Source organism: Pontibacter sp. SGAir0037, assembly GCF_005491705.1.
Lineage (GTDB): Bacteria > Bacteroidota > Bacteroidia > Cytophagales > Hymenobacteraceae > Pontibacter.
In genome coordinates this window covers 1,132,564-1,147,084 of sequence record NZ_CP028092.1, presented here as the reverse complement: position 1 = coordinate 1,147,084, position 14,521 = coordinate 1,132,564, and the positions used below count along the sequence as shown (strand labels likewise).

General features: G+C 46.6%; 12 protein-coding genes. 6 read left to right on the top strand and 6 right to left on the bottom strand.

From position 1 onward, the window contains the following. Positions 1 to 98: 98 nt before the first annotated feature. The gene (locus C1N53_RS04705; RefSeq protein ID WP_240773388.1) at positions 99 to 2,495 is read right to left on the bottom strand and encodes a TonB-dependent receptor; all 2,397 of its coding nucleotides are present in this window, start codon (positions 2,493 to 2,495) and stop codon (positions 99 to 101) included. 305 nt (positions 2,496 to 2,800) lie between these two features. Further along, the gene (locus C1N53_RS04700) at positions 2,801 to 3,160 is read right to left on the bottom strand and encodes a hypothetical protein (RefSeq protein ID WP_137758221.1); all 360 of its coding nucleotides are present in this window, start codon (positions 3,158 to 3,160) and stop codon (positions 2,801 to 2,803) included. A 548-nt stretch (positions 3,161 to 3,708) separates the two neighbouring features. On the opposite strand from C1N53_RS04700, the gene C1N53_RS04695 reads away from it, so the two are divergent. After that, on the top strand, positions 3,709 to 5,379 hold the full coding sequence (locus C1N53_RS04695; RefSeq protein ID WP_137758220.1) for a M1 family metallopeptidase: 1,671 nt from the start codon (positions 3,709 to 3,711) through the stop codon (positions 5,377 to 5,379). A 74-nt stretch (positions 5,380 to 5,453) separates the two neighbouring features. Here the strand turns inward: C1N53_RS04695 and C1N53_RS04690 are convergent, their stop codons facing one another. From C1N53_RS04690 to C1N53_RS04680, 3 genes are all read right to left on the bottom strand, one after another. Continuing rightward, positions 5,454 to 6,704, bottom strand: coding sequence for a pyridoxal phosphate-dependent aminotransferase (locus C1N53_RS04690; RefSeq protein WP_305790901.1), 1,251 nt, complete (start codon positions 6,702 to 6,704; stop codon positions 5,454 to 5,456). Between the two features lie 190 nt (positions 6,705 to 6,894). Continuing rightward, positions 6,895 to 7,431 (bottom strand): DUF4142 domain-containing protein, encoded by a 537-nt coding sequence (locus C1N53_RS04685; protein ID WP_137758218.1) that lies wholly within the window; start codon positions 7,429 to 7,431, stop codon positions 6,895 to 6,897. 262 nt (positions 7,432 to 7,693) lie between these two features. Next, a complete protein-coding gene (locus C1N53_RS04680) occupies positions 7,694 to 8,143 on the bottom strand; it encodes an AAA family ATPase (protein ID WP_137758217.1) in 450 nt (149 codons plus the stop codon). Positions 8,144 to 8,314: 171 nt separating this feature from the next. Here C1N53_RS04680 and C1N53_RS04675 point away from each other — a divergent pair, with 171 nt between their 5' ends. The 3 genes from C1N53_RS04675 to C1N53_RS04665 are packed head-to-tail and all read left to right on the top strand — an operon-like array spanning position 8,315 to position 11,171. Continuing rightward, positions 8,315 to 8,794 (top strand): LexA family transcriptional regulator, encoded by a 480-nt coding sequence (locus C1N53_RS04675; protein WP_137758216.1) that lies wholly within the window; start codon positions 8,315 to 8,317, stop codon positions 8,792 to 8,794. Positions 8,795 to 8,799: 5 nt separating this feature from the next. Then, positions 8,800 to 10,083 carry a Y-family DNA polymerase gene (locus C1N53_RS04670; protein ID WP_137758215.1) on the top strand — a complete coding sequence of 428 codons (1,284 nt, stop codon included), beginning with the start codon at positions 8,800 to 8,802 and terminating at the stop codon, positions 10,081 to 10,083. A 26-nt stretch (positions 10,084 to 10,109) separates the two neighbouring features. After that, a complete protein-coding gene (locus C1N53_RS04665; RefSeq protein WP_137758214.1) occupies positions 10,110 to 11,171 on the top strand; it encodes a PA0069 family radical SAM protein in 1,062 nt (353 codons plus the stop codon). A gap of 99 nt (positions 11,172 to 11,270) precedes the next feature. Here C1N53_RS04665 and C1N53_RS04660 read toward each other — a convergent pair whose 3' ends face one another. Beyond that, positions 11,271 to 12,155 (bottom strand): manganese catalase family protein, encoded by an 885-nt coding sequence (locus tag C1N53_RS04660; protein WP_137758213.1) that lies wholly within the window; start codon positions 12,153 to 12,155, stop codon positions 11,271 to 11,273. Between the two features lie 283 nt (positions 12,156 to 12,438). Between C1N53_RS04660 and C1N53_RS04655 the strand changes: the two genes are divergently transcribed. Together C1N53_RS04655 and C1N53_RS04650 are read left to right on the top strand one after the other, a co-directional pair. Then, a complete protein-coding gene (locus C1N53_RS04655; protein WP_137758212.1) occupies positions 12,439 to 13,278 on the top strand; it encodes an FRG domain-containing protein in 840 nt (279 codons plus the stop codon). A 42-nt stretch (positions 13,279 to 13,320) separates the two neighbouring features. Beyond that, entirely contained in the window at positions 13,321 to 14,397 is a 1,077-nt protein-coding gene (locus C1N53_RS04650) for a hypothetical protein (protein WP_240773387.1), read from the top strand. Positions 14,398 to 14,521 lie beyond the last annotated feature (124 nt).

The window sequence follows — 14,521 nt, the reverse complement described above, 5'->3', positions numbered from 1 at the left end:
GTTAATAGTGAAATTAGGGCAGCCGGGGTGTGCTGCCGCACACCCCGCCACCGTGCATTAGTTGTCGTCTATCCTAAAAGGAATTGATTTTTCATTGTTTATTTGTTAAATGGTATTTTTAAAGAGAGTACTATGTTCCGCCCAGCTTCCGGGAGTTCAATGAGCCGGTAAAAGCTTGTATGGTTCAGGTAGTATGTATTAAGCAGGTTTCGGGCCTGCAGGCTTAGCTGTAGCGGCTGTTTGTGCAGATGCACTGTTGTTCCCAGTTGTATATTCACAACCTGGTACCCAGGGGTTTTCTTTTCCGGTGGCACAATGTTATCCTGCCTGCTTGTGAGGCGGTAGTCAAAGGAGAAATAGGTGTTATGTAAGGGATGATTTAGCGCCGGAGACCAGGTAAGATTCAGCAGTACCGAAGGTGGTGGCGAAAAAGGTAACGTATAGCCCTTCTTATCTCCTGAAAGCTGGCGTGCATATACGTACTCTCCTAGTAGCTCTGTCCGGAGGCTTCTGAGCAGGTTATAGCTTAGCTGCACTTCTCCGCCATAGCGCATCACTTCGCTTTGAGTGTATGCAAAAACCTGGTTACCAGCTCCGTATAAATAATCATGATCCGGTGTAGGGTTCAGGTATATGTAATTAGTGAAGTAGTTGAAAAACGGATTCACCTGTACCGACCACTTCTCTTCTGCCCAGGTTACGCCCAGGTCTGCCTGGTACGACTGCTCCGGCAACAAGCCGGTGTTGCCCTGCTCATAGCTGAAGTAGTGGTAATTCACCCCGTTGGCTGCCAGTTCTTTGGCAATCGGCATCCGGAAGCTTTTACCTAAGTTGGCTTTCAACTGAAACTTATCCAGATTATAGTTAACCCCGACCGACCACACCAGGCTGTTAAACGTACGGTTCAGGTTATTCGCCCGCGTCAGGTTTCGAGAAATTTCCTCCCCTTCGGGTGTAGTTATATCAGAAGTAAACCAGTCTGTGTACTCAGAGATTTCAATCTGGCCATGGTCGTAGCGCAAAGCAGCGTGCAGCAAAAGGTTGTTTGAGAGTTCTATCTTATCATAAAGAAAGGCACCAGCTGTAACTTGCCTGAAAGCCGGCACCAGGAAGCCCCACCCGCCGATGGTATTATGCTGGTATTCGCTGTTGATGCCGGCAGTCAGCGTGTGGCGGCCGAGTGTCAAATGATCGCGCAGATTAATAGAATACACATGCTTATCGAACTCCCTTTCCAGCTCAGAAGACACAGGCATATCAGCAGGATATACAGGAGGCATATAGCCATGATTGACATACGCACTATACTCCTGCCGGAAATTGCGCTGGTAACCTACTTCCATTTCCATCCGGTGCCCGGGCAATTGCAGCTCGCTCCGGTTAATAATTTTATAGTGATTCACCTGCTGGTTGGGCATCTGAATGTCTCGGCTGGAGCTGTCGTGCAGATCGGTGTTTACACGCCGCGGCTCCAGCCCGTGGGCGTTGGCAAAAAAGCCGCTCTTGCTGTACACGTGGCTGAGGTAAAAAACTGACCTGAACCGGTTACCCAGATATCCGGCATTCAGGTGCAGCCCGGTTTCCTTTCCGGCCGTATTGCGCAGGTGGTTCTTGTATAAACGCACAGGATAATCGTATATATGCACCACATCGGTTGGTACCCGGTAGTCGCCGTAGCGCTGGTAGGTGAGGCGTGTATCGAAAAATAGCTTGTCTTTCCGGTTGTACAGGTTCACTGAAGTACCATACAGGTTGTTGTTGGATTTGCCGATCAGGTCTACCGAGCCACCCAACCCATTATTTTTAGGCGGCTGCACCGGCTTTACGTGAATAACGCCGCCTATAGCATCAGAACCATAGGCAAAAGAAGCGGCTCCTTTCAGCAGTTCCACTTCTTCAACAGCAAACTGATCCAGTTCCAGCCCATGATCGGCACCCCATTGCTGCCCTTCGTGCTTCACCCCTTTATCTACCACCACTACTCTGTTAAAGCCAAGTCCGCGGATGAGTGGCTTAGACTGGCCCGAGCCAATGCCGATGGTACTGATACCTGGTAGGCGCTCCAGCGTTTGCATCATGCTACCGCCCAGGTTCCGGTGTATAAAGTCAGTGTTTACTACCTCCAGGTTCAGCGCTTCTTCCTGTTTCCGAAGTGCCACCTGATCTCCTTGTATAACAACTTCTTCTAGCTCCTGAATCGCCGGACGAAGCCTGACAGATATCTTTTTGTTACTGCTCTGAATAGCTACAGTAACCGTTTGCAGCTCATAGCCTGTGAAAGAGGCCGTCAGTCTATATTCTCCAGCCTGTAAAGCAGTAAAGGAAAAGTTCCCGCTCGCATCACTTTGGGTGGCCATTTCACCAGGGTTCAGCCTTACCGTTACCCCTGGCAGCGGTTTACTGTTTTCATCCAGTAACTTCCCTGACAGGTTCCAGCCTTGACTGTGAGCATGAGTGGCAATGCTAAAGAATAATAGCATCAGAATAAACTTCATAAAAGCAAAGAGATAAGGTAAATTGTAGTAAGAAGGCACGCGCTTTTTCTTCTGTGGAGCAGCATTAAAACCTCGCAAGAACCACGCACTTTTGAAAATAAAATCTTGGATAGAAATAAGCTCTGCAGCAGTCTTTGTGCTTCGCAGATCAGGCGGAACAACAAAGTTTAAACATGCATTTGCTTTAGATCACCCCATGAACAAAGGATCAGCCTCTGTCCCATTATCTAAAACGTGCCGGAACAGGAGGTTAAACCAAGGCAGGTTGTGCCTTGGCAACCGCAAGAAAGAATAGCAATCAGGTATTAAGCCTGGGGAGGTGGGGTAATACAGGTAAGGTCCCGGCTGATCAGCTTATCGTTTTCCGGCCCTTTGGGAATAGTACCTGTATAAAATTCACCTGCAAAATCATATTGCATGATAGGTACAGGCAGCATATCGGTTAGCGCCAGCTGGATGATCTGCGCTGTTTTATCCGCTTCTTTTTCTTCGGAAGCAGCCTCAGAAATCAAACAAAGAGCCGATGCATCAGCAGTATCGGATATAACTTCATCTGTACCATGAGCCAGTACATGCAGGGCAGGCACTGTTATCCTGAGCAACAGCAAACACTGAAGCACCAGTATAAATGAAAGACGATGGTTGTATATATCCTTTTTAGTCATGCTGTAGCACGTTGCTGAAAGAAACTATGTTCAAATTTACCACTTAATTGCATATGCAACAAAGTATCATTTTAAAAATTCTAAAAAAAGATTTCTCCCTCGCCTGCTTCTATTGTTGATTTTGCCTGTAGGTTTCTCTTGTTAAGGCTGTTAGGATTGGCCGCAAACGGTATATATTTTTTACAAAATAGATTAACAGTTTTTAATGATAAACCGGTTAAAGCTACCGCTGACATGAGCTTTGGGAGCACAGGCCATATTCTTTTTTAGCTACTTGCTATATTGCGGATTATTCTCTTTTTTAGATGTAAAAATATCCTTAGCATGAAAAAACTTATCCTCTTATGGATAGTTCTTCTTCTCTTTCTGATGGCTTTTCATATTACTCAACTTAACCTTTCAGATTTGAGCTGGTAAAGCAATAATACCAGCTGCATAGATTTAGTTGCCAATGCACTGGTTATAACATCGCTGGCAGCAAGCTACCGGTGCCTTGCCCGGGAAGCTAAAACAAAGCATACGTAACCCTTATACTTAAACCTATACCTATGTCGAAAAAGACAACCTGTGAAAAAACCTTTTTGCTGGCCGGCCTGTTTGCAGTAGCCTTTGTCTTCCTGAACTCAGGAACTGCCCGGGCCCAGGAGCAGCCAAACTTTACCCGGCAAGATACTCTGCGTGGTTCTGTTACTAAAGAAAGAGCATGGTGGGACCTGACCTATTACCACCTCAATGTTAAAGTAAATCTTTCCGACAGCACCATTAGCGGCACCAATACCATTCAATATAAGGTGCTGGAGCCTTACCAACGAATGCAGATTGACATGCAGCAGCCCATGAACATCAGCAAGGTAACACAGAATGGAAAAACCTTAAACACCACAAGAGACGGCAATGTGTATTATGTACAGCTACAGGAAAACCAAACGGCGGGTGCGGTAAATGCTGTAGTGGTACACTATAGCGGCAAACCTTTGGTAAGCAAACGCCCGCCCTGGTCGGGAGGTATTACCTGGAAACGCGACGCCAATGGCAAGCCATTTATTGCCAACTCTAACCAGGGCGACGGTGCCAGCATGTGGTGGCCCTGCAAAGACCATATGTACGATGAGCCAGACAGCATGCTGATGAGCGTTAATGTGCCGGAGCAGCTGGTGAATGTATCGAATGGCAGGCTACGTGGGGTCGATCAGCAGAAGGATGGTACCAAAACCTACCACTGGTTTGTCTCCAACCCGATCAACAACTATGGCGTGAACATCAACATTGGCGACTATGTGCATTTTGGAGAGAAGTATAAAGGGGAAAAAGGCATACTCGACTGCGACTACTATGTGCTGCGCAACAACTTAGATAAAGCAAAGAAGCAGTTTAAAGATGCCAGCCGCACCCTACAGGCCTTTGAGCACTGGTTTGGCCCTTATCCTTTTTACGAAGACAGCTACAAGCTAGTGGAAGCACCCTACTTGGGCATGGAACACCAGAGTTCTGTTACCTATGGAAACGGTTACCAGAATGGCTATCTGGGCCATGATCTGAGTGGCACAGGCTGGGGCATGAAGTTCGACTACATTATTGTGCACGAATCGGGCCATGAGTGGTTTGCCAACAACATTACCTATAAGGATATTGCTGATATGTGGATACACGAGAGCTTTACCACTTATTCGGAGTGTCTTTTTGTAGAGTATCATTATGGTAAAGACGCAGGTAGTGCCTACGTGATCGGCCAGAGAGAAAACATTGAAAACGACCGCCCTATTATCGGCTACTATGATGTAAACCAGGAAGGCTCAGGTGACATGTATTTTAAAGGAGCCAATATGCTGCACACGCTGCGCCAGGTGCTGAACAACGACGAAAAGTGGCGCGATATTTTAAGAGGTTTGAACAAGGAGTTCTATCACCAGACTGTTGTTTCGAAACAGATTGAAGATTACCTGAGCCAGCACATCGGACGCGACCTGACGCCTGTTTTCAACCAGTACCTGCGCGATACCCGGATTCCGGTGCTGGAGTACCAGGCGAACGGCACCACCTTAAAGTATAGATGGGCCAACGCAGTGGATGGGTTCAACCTGCCAGTGAAGGTAAGCATCGGCGGTAAAGAAACCAGGCTGGAGCCAGCCACTACCTGGAAAGAGCTGAAGGGACAAAAAAAGAATGCGGCTGTTCAGGTTGATGCGAATTATTATGTAACGGTTAAGCAAGTACAATAAAGTAGTTTATGCCAAAACAGAAGAGGCTGCCCGGAAAGTCGGAACAGCCTCTTCTGTGTTTATGGGGACTTAAGTTAAAGTTCGATTGCTTCCTGGCTTACGCCAGCCTTTACGTCCTGTTGCCAATAAGTAGACAGGAAAACATCGAGCTTGTCCATCGTCTGGATTAGCTCCTCTACAGACGGCAAATATACAATCCGGAAATGGTCTGGTTGGTGCCAGTTAAATCCTTTGCCTTGTACCAGCAGCACATGCTGTTCCTGCAGGAAGTCCAGCGCAAACCGGAAGTCGTTCTGAATGTTGAATTTTCTGACATCGATTTTCGGGAACATGTAAAAAGCACCCTTTGGCTTTACACAGGTAATACCGGGTATAGCGGTAAGTTTATTGTAACAAACTTCCCGCTGCTGCCCCAGCCGGCCTGTTGGCAACACCAGGTCGTTCATTTCCTGGTATCCTTCCAGCGCCACTTTAATAGCATGCTGCGCCGGCACATTGCTGCACACACGCAAACTTGCCAGGGTGTTCAGGCCGTCTATATACGATGCTGCCTTCGCTTTGTCTCCGGTTACTACCATCCAGCCAGCCCGGAAACCGGCTGACAGATAGTTCTTAGACAAACCCGCAAAGGTAACAATTACGGCTTCATCCGATAGAGCCGCTGTCGGGTAATGGATGGTGCCATCGTACAGAATCTTATCGTAAATCTCATCCGAGAAAATTACCAGGTCGTGTTCTACCGAAAGTTTTACCAGTTCCTCCAATATTTCTTTTGAATAAACAGCACCCGTTGGGTTATTCGGGTTAATCAGGACAATGGCCTTGGTACGGCTGGTGATCTTACGGCGGATGTCCGCCAGATCAGGAAACCAGTCTGATTCCTCGTCGCAGAGGTAATGCACCGTTTTGCCTCCTGAAAAGTTCACGGCAGCTGTCCAGATAGGATAATCAGGTGATGGCACCAGGATTTCGTCTCCTGTATTTACCAGTGCCTGTACTGCATGCATGGCCATTTCACTCACACCGTTCCCGATAAAGATATCATCGATGTGTATGTTGGCTATTCCTTTTGTTTCGTAGTAGGCTTTAATGGCTTCACGCGCCGAAACCAGTCCTTTGTGGTCGGAATAGCCCTGGGCATGACGCAGGTTGGCGATAATATGCTCTATAACGGCATCGGGCGCATTAAAACCAAAGGGCGCGGGATTGCCTATATTTAACTTTGTTACACGATGCCCCTGCTGCTCAAGCTCTTTAGACTTCTCATAAATAGGCCCACGCAGTTCATAAAACACATCATTCAGCCGCTTACTACGTTCTATCATATCCAATAAAATTTCTCAAAAATAGCATTTTGAATCACATCTCAAACATAGTTCTTCAAAATCTCGTTTCAATTATTGAAATTATTAATGCTGAATGACGTAATCTTTACATTTTTGCAAATTTTAACTACAACGAAAGCGCCAGCCGGGAAACCAGCTGGCGCTTCGTGTTAAAAAGTGAGTTTAGGGATTAATCTAAAGCATCTCTCAGCATCTGAGCATGCTCTAAGTGTTCTCTTAATACAGGCAACGTTGCTGCTGCAAAGTTTCTTAGTTCAGTGTCCTGTAATTCATCTTCTGCCTGTTCATAAAGTGCAACGGCTTCCTGGTGAGCAGCTACCTGCTGTGTCATAAATTCCATGTCAAATTCAGTGCCTGTCATACCAGCCAGCCTATTTCTCATTTCCATTTTGTCTTGTGGCAAAGCAGTGGGTACTGGTAGGTTTTTCTGGTTGGCCATTGCCATCAGTATAGTGCTGGATTCGGTGTGATCGTTTACTATCATCTGGCCAAATGTTCTTACATCTTCACGCTCCGCCATATCCTCGGCCATCTCGCCAGTTTCAATTTCGAACATATCGCTTGCTGCAGCTCTTTGCACAAACTCAGCAGAACTCAGGCGATCTGGCTCCAGAATGTCTCCATCATCATCGTTACAAGCGGAAAAAGTAACAACAAACACCATCATGGCAAGAAGTTTCCAGCTTCCATTAAACACGTTTTTCATAGCTTAAATAATTAGAATAAATATTAACAGGACTTATACTATAGCCGGGCATCATCTTCCTGCATACCTTTTCATGTCCCGACTGTTCTTAAAACGCGAACGAATAAGCTACAGCTACAAAATAAACACCTAATTACCTACGTACTTTCCCGTAATAGCTGCATCTCTATATCCCATTATAGCCTCATGCGGAAAAGGCTGTTTTTGCTCTATATCTTCTATATAATCAGCGATTTAATGCAAAACACAGCCTTTTTAAGCTTTAGGCGTTCTTTGCACAGGCCTGCACCTTAAAATCTCCTGCCGGCAATAGCTGCACTGTATAAAGTGCATCAAATCCTTCGCTGTAAGAAGGTTTCTGCAGCTTTTTCTGCGTGCCATATATTCCACGCTCAGGCACCTGCCACCGACCCAATCGGGTATTATTTCGCAGTATGGCCGCCTGCACACTTGTTTCAAAATAATAACCCACTACCTCATACCGCGCTGACCGGGCCATGTCGATATACCTGCTACGTTCTGCTACAGTCGGATTTGTATTATCTACCACAAAGCGTTGTTGCGTGGCAAGGCAGCTTCTCAGAAAAAGCTGCTCCCGGTAGCGGGTGCGCAATAAATCAAGGCTAATGCGCACATGGGTATTAAAAAAGTTCTCTATGTAAAAGCTGGATTTACCACTAGCCTGTATTCCACAAAAAATGATTGCCTGCATGCCTTCTAGAATTGTCCTGACTTTTCTACTGCTTATTGTCGGGCTTGTTGCGGGGACGCATTGAATTTTATTACAACAAAAAACTAATTTTATTAGTATTAATTGCTAAATATATTAGTAGATACTATATTTGAAACGACTTCTGAAAAAGAAGCAGTACAAAATAAAACTATGGAAAATTTTACCAAGCACCCCTTCCTGCTCTCATCCCCCTTCGAGTTGCTGCCTGACAATTATTTAGAAGCAGTAGAGCTACCACTCGTACATTCCAGAGTAGCAGCTGGATTTCCTTCTCCTGCCGATGATTATACAGTAGAGGTTATAAACCTGCAGAACTTCCTTATAAAAGATCCTGATAGCAGTTACCTGGTAAAAGTAATGGGCAACTCTATGGTAGACGCCCGTCTGCACGATGGAGATATACTGATAGTAGACCGATCGCTCTTAAACCGCTCTATCAAAACGCTGACAGGAAATGTTATTATAGGGAAAGTGAACGGAGAGTTTACGGTAAAGCGACTGATATGCAAAGACCAGAAATATTACCTGCAACCTGCTAACGAGGCCTTTTCAGCATTAGAGATAACAGAGGATATGGATTTTCAGGCGTGGGGCGTGGTAACGTGGGCCATTCATAAAATAAAGCACTAAAGCTCATGAAAAAGCTGTACGCACTGGTCGACTGCAACAACTTCTATGTTTCCTGCGAGCGGATGTTTGATCCTAGCCTGCACAACAAGCCTGTTGTAGTACTTTCGAATAATGATGGCTGTATTATTTCCCGCTCCGAAGAAGCGAAGGCGCTAGGCATACCCATGGGAGAATCTGCTTACAAGGCAAGGCAGGTGCTCGAACAAAACAACGTAAGAGTTTTTAGCAGCAACTATACCTTATATGGCGATATGTCGCGCCGCGTTATGAACGTACTGAGTCATTTTTCGCCGGATGTGGAGATTTACTCTGTGGATGAGGCTTTCCTGAACCTGACTACCCTGCTTACCAACGATATAAAACAACATGCCATAAAACTTCGCAGCACAGTACAGCAGCGGACAGGCATACCGGTATCCGTTGGTATAGCCCCTACTAAAACGCTGGCTAAACTCGCCAACCGTCTCACTAAAAAGCAAAAAGACAAACAAGGCGTAGTGCTGCTCCAGGAGCAAGAGGCTATACGCCATGCTTTAAAAATTACAGCAGTAGGTGATGTGTGGGGTATCGGCCACCGCAATGCCCGTAAACTAGCAGCCTTCGGCATTAGTACCGCCTGGGACCTGAGCCAGGCAACGGATTCCTTCGTTAAGAAACATCTTACAGTAGTTGGTTTGCGCACTGCCAAAGAGCTGCGCGGAGAAGCGTGCCTGGACATGGAAATGGCACCTCCCGCAAAGCGAAGTATCTGCACGTCCCGCTCCTTCGGAAAGGCCCTTACCTCTATGGACCTTATTAAAGAAGCGACAGCCAGTTATGCCTCCAGCTGCGCTGCAAAGCTTCGCAGGCAGCGCACTTGTGCCGGTTTATTAACGGTATACCTGCAGTCTTACCCCGATAAAGATGAGCAGGTATACTATAACAGCAAAACAGTTATGCTGCCTGTTGCCACCAACAGTACGCTGGAACTGGTGCATTACGCAAACCTGGCGCTGCAGCCTCTCTACAGACAGGGCTATCACTATAAGAAAAGCGGTGTTATTGTATCTGAACTTTGTGCACAAGACCACGCACAAATGCCTCTGCTTGATACAATAGACCGCGAAAAGCACCAGCGTATTATGGAAGTGATCGATAAAGTGAATGCACGCTGGGGCCGGGGCACTCTTATATCTGCGGAACAGGGTGTGTACGCGCCAGAAGAGAACCATCCCTGGAAGATGAGGAGCGAAATGCGGTCGCCCCGCTATACCACCCATATAAATGAGATAATGGTTGTGAAGAGTTAGAAATGAAAAAATAAGGTATGCAAACTATGAAAGCGGAAGAATTCTTAAAAGGGCGTGGAGCGCAATACAACCCGGCCAATCCTTACCTGAAGCAGGAATATGTGGCGGCGCATATAGAGGGGCTGGATGAGCCAATGCTGTCTAATTCCAAAACAGAGTTCCTGGTAGAGCACCCGAAGAAAGTGGTAAACAAAGTAGACAGCCCGGACTTGGGACTTGGCTACTCTCTTAACCCCTATCAGGGCTGTGAACATGGCTGCATTTACTGCTACGCCCGCAACACCCACCAATACTGGGGCTATGGAGCCGGGCTCGACTTTGAACGGAAAATCATTGTAAAGGAAAATGCGCCGGAGGCGCTGGCGCAACAACTGGAAAACCCCAACTGGCAGGTTATGCCCATCATGCTGGCCGGCAATACCGATTGCTACCAACCCATAGAAGCAAAAAAGAAGCTCACGCGCCGCATTCTGGAAGTATTGCTGCAGTACCGCCACCCGGTAAGCATGATTACCAAAAACGCACTTATTCTTCGCGACCTGGACCTGCTACAGGAACTTAGCAAATTAGACCTGGTGCATGTGAGCATCAGTATTACCACGCTAAACGAACAGCTACGCCAGAAACTGGAACCCAGAACGGCATCCGCAACAAAACGACTGGAAGTAGTGCGCCAGCTTTGTTCGGCAGGTATACCTGTAAATGTTATGGTGGCTCCCATTATACCCGGGCTGAACGATTCCGAGATTCCAGCAATTATAAAGCAGGTGGCAGAGGCCGGAGCCAGCAATGTAGCCTATACCATGGTACGGCTAAACGGCAGCATCGGCCCCATTTTCGAAGACTGGATACGGCAGGCCTTTCCGGAGAAGGCGGATAAAGTATTGAACCAGATTGCCGACGTGCATGGCGGTCAGCTTAACGACAGTCGCTTTGGTGTGCGCATGCGGGGCGAAGGGAAAATGGCAGAGGCTATAAACAAGCTGTTTAAGATGAGCAGGCAAAAGTTTATGCCTGGCCGCCAGATGAGGCCATACAACTATAGCCACTTCTGTACAAAAGCAGGGAAACAGCTAGGTTTGTTTTGAAGCGAAAAGCGGAGATAACAGCATCTGCTGCTAACTCCGCTTTTTGGGTAGGTTCATTCCTTTGCAGGCCCCATTACCGAGGCTCATATACTATATAAACTATAGAGCGTCTTTAATTTTATCCATCATACCGCCGGCTTCGCCCATCATCTGTTCTTTCTGGGCATGACCTCTTGGGTCTGGTGGTCCAAGCATTGGCTCACCACCCTGTGGCATAGCACGCACAAGCTTAAATTCTCCTTTGCCATCCATAGAAGGTCCGCTGGTCCAGCGGGCTCCCATCATGCTGTCGCCGTCGCCGTCCATATCAGTAATTTTAGTGGAAACGAAAGCATAGTTAAATTCTTTATTTTCTTCCGTTTGAGGGAAAGTATTCGGAATCGGGTGAACACCCTGTAAACCACCCAGTTCTTCCAGCACAGCCAGCCACTGGTTCTGATGCATGGTATCACGCGCAATCAGAAAGGCAAGCATATCTTTCATACCCGGATCATCGGTAGCTTCCCATAGTCTGGTCGCCAGCACGCGGCCGGTAGATTCAGCCATCACGTTGGCATACATATCAGCAGCCAGGTTTCCGCTGCCCACTACCCAGGAACCATTAAAAGGCACACCATTAGCATCTACAGCCATAGCTGCCAATCCGGAAGAAAGCACATGGCGCGGGTTCATACCACCCATTACGGCACCAATTACCTTGTCTTTGGCCATCTCTTCCTGTAAAGAAACCGGAGCTCCCTCCAGGTTAAGCGCAACAGCAGTAGCCAACATCTCAATATGTGAAATTTCCTCAGTGCCTGTCTCTAACAACATATCACGATACTTTTTAGGGCCTCTGGAACCCCAAGCCTGGAAAAGGTACTGAAGACATACACGTATCTCCCCTTCAATCCCTCCTATTGCCTGTTGCAGCATGTTCGCAAAGGCAGGACTGGGTTTTTCCACCCTAACTTTGTACTGAAGCTTGTTGTCATGATAAAACATATATTTTCATAGTTAATGGTTAAACATAGTGTATCATTACGACACAAAACCTTATCTGGTATAAAAATTACACAAAATTTAATTATTAAATTTATAAAGAATTCATATAATGATATGTTCCTATAGTATTTAAACGGATGGCACTTGGCTTGTAAGCAAAAGCACAGGGCGTGTGTAACAACCCATCTTTAAGCCCGGCAAACATTTCAAAAAGATTGAAGTATACGAGAGCAACCAACATTGCACCTCCTGTAGCAACACGTTATTACGATCACATCATTTTATGACAAAAGGAAAAGAAATTGTAGTAAAAAGTTGGCTTGAGCTTCAATCGGCTTTGTTTGATCATTCATGGAACGAAGAAATTGGCCGGTTCCGCTCTTCTTATGTATACAGAGGAGCGGCAGACAAAGGCTATAGTCTGAATACCAGTATTTCACGCATAGGTAAAAACTATGCTCAGCTGGAAACGCATATACTACGTAATTTTAAAAAATACGCCCGTACAGAAACATCACATGCCAACTACTCTGTCTGGAACTGGCTGGCTGTGGCCCAGCACCACGGTTTGCCAACCCGGCTCCTCGACTGGACATATTCACCGTATGTAGCCCTGCATTTTGTAACGCAGGACTTGAAACAATATCACCTGGACGGGGCCGTATGGTGTATAGATTATGTAAAGGCCAAAGAAGAATTACCCAAACCTTTAAAAGACGCACTTTTCGAAGAAGGAAATGTATTTACTCCTGAGCTACTGGAGCCGGTATGTTCTTCCTTAACAGAACTGGCAGGTTTTCAGGATGATCCTTTTGTGGTTTTCCTGGAGCCACCATCCATAGATGCGCGCATTGTGCATCAGTATGCGCTTTTCTCTATGATGTCGAAGGTAAACGGTGACCTGAGTGCATGGCTGCAGAATCATCCGGACATTTATTTCAGGATTATTATACCAGCCGAATTAAAATGGGAAATACGCGATAAGCTGGACCAGGCAAATATTACAGAGCGGGTACTGATGCCTGGTTTGTCGGGCCTGAGCCAATGGCTAAAGCGGCACTACACGCACCTTTACATGAAGGAAGATTTAAATATAGCAGCTAATGAAATAAATGAACCGTAAATGCTATATATTGAGACTAAAATACGCTTTAACGTTAATTTAATGAGCAGCCACTACCCGAAGCAGCAGAACGCTGCCACACAAAATCAGATTACAAACTTCACAAAACAGACATATTTTACCACTGCACTTAAAACAGTACTACTGGGATGCAGTATTGTGATGGCCAGTGCCTGTACACAGGAGAAAGAAGCCAGTCAGGCTACACAAGTAACAGAAGCGGCAAGCCCTGAAACTCCCCCTGCACCTGCACCCGCCGATACAGCTGTACAGGAAGTTGCCGAAGCACCCGAAGCCGATTCTGCCTGGGAGTACCCGGGCCCCAAACCCCTGAAAGGAGCCATACTTCCCCAAAAACGTGTTATCGCCTTTTACGGTAACCTGCTCTCTAAGCGCATGGGCATACTCGGAGAACTGCCGCCGGAGCAAATGCTGAGCAAGCTCGATGAAGAGGTGGCAAACTGGGAAAAAGCAGACTCACTCACTCCGGTACAGCCAGCCTTACATGCCATTGTTGTTACAGCACAGGGAAGCCCCGGAAAGGGAGCCAAATACCGCCTGCGCATGACCGACAAAATGATAGACGATGTACTGGAAATAGCTAAAAAACGTGATGCCATTGTTTTTCTGGATGTGCAGATAGGAAGAAGTACGCTTCAGGAAGAGCTGCCACGGCTCACTCAGTACCTGCAGCTTCCCAATGTGCATCTGGGGGTTGATGCAGAGTTTGCGATGGGAGAAACCGGGGTGCCGGGAAAAAGAGTCGGCAGTTTCGACGCAGCAGACCTGAATTATGCCTCTGGTTTACTTGCAGACCTGGTAAAAGAACACCAGTTGCCACCAAAGCTCTTTATCGTACACCGCTTCACACAGCGCATGATCACTAACTATAAAGACATAAAACTGAGGCCAGAAGTACAGGTTGTCATGCACATGGATGGCTGGGGCAGTCCGGCCCTGAAAAAAGACACGTATCGTCGCTATATAAAAAATGAGCCGGTACAGTTTACCGGGTTCAAGTTGTTTTATAAGAACGATACCAAAAAAGGCCACCGGCTCATGACTCCAGCTGAAATCCTGGCTCTGGAGCCAAAGCCTCTGTACATACAATATCAATAAGAAGAACCCAATGCCTCTGAGGCGTTAGAAGCAACAAATAACCACCGCTGCTTTTAAAAGAAATCCGGTTGCTTAAAATTATAAACTTGCAGAAGCAGGGCTTGTAAATTTTACAAATTTTGCC

What these genes read in the sequence shown, in the direction of transcription:
- C1N53_RS04680 (WP_137758217.1), bottom strand. Translation starts at nt 8,143, where the DNA reads ATGCAGGCAATCATTTTTTGTGGAATACAGGCTAGTGGTAAATCCAGC.
- C1N53_RS04675 (WP_137758216.1), top strand. Translation starts at nt 8,315, where the DNA reads ATGGAAAATTTTACCAAGCACCCCTTCCTGCTCTCATCCCCCTTCGAG.
- C1N53_RS04650 (WP_240773387.1), top strand. Translation starts at nt 13,321, where the DNA reads ATGAGCAGCCACTACCCGAAGCAGCAGAACGCTGCCACACAAAATCAG.
- C1N53_RS04685 (WP_137758218.1), bottom strand. Translation starts at nt 7,431, where the DNA reads ATGAAAAACGTGTTTAATGGAAGCTGGAAACTTCTTGCCATGATGGTG.
- C1N53_RS04660 (WP_137758213.1), bottom strand. Translation starts at nt 12,155, where the DNA reads ATGTTTTATCATGACAACAAGCTTCAGTACAAAGTTAGGGTGGAAAAA.
- C1N53_RS04700 (WP_137758221.1), bottom strand. Translation starts at nt 3,160, where the DNA reads ATGACTAAAAAGGATATATACAACCATCGTCTTTCATTTATACTGGTG.
- C1N53_RS04690 (WP_305790901.1), bottom strand. Translation starts at nt 6,704, where the DNA reads ATGATAGAACGTAGTAAGCGGCTGAATGATGTGTTTTATGAACTGCGT.
- C1N53_RS04670 (WP_137758215.1), top strand. Translation starts at nt 8,800, where the DNA reads ATGAAAAAGCTGTACGCACTGGTCGACTGCAACAACTTCTATGTTTCC.
- C1N53_RS04655 (WP_137758212.1), top strand. Translation starts at nt 12,439, where the DNA reads ATGACAAAAGGAAAAGAAATTGTAGTAAAAAGTTGGCTTGAGCTTCAA.
- C1N53_RS04695 (WP_137758220.1), top strand. Translation starts at nt 3,709, where the DNA reads ATGTCGAAAAAGACAACCTGTGAAAAAACCTTTTTGCTGGCCGGCCTG.
- C1N53_RS04665 (WP_137758214.1), top strand. Translation starts at nt 10,110, where the DNA reads ATGAAAGCGGAAGAATTCTTAAAAGGGCGTGGAGCGCAATACAACCCG.
- C1N53_RS04705 (WP_240773388.1), bottom strand. Translation starts at nt 2,495, where the DNA reads ATGAAGTTTATTCTGATGCTATTATTCTTTAGCATTGCCACTCATGCT.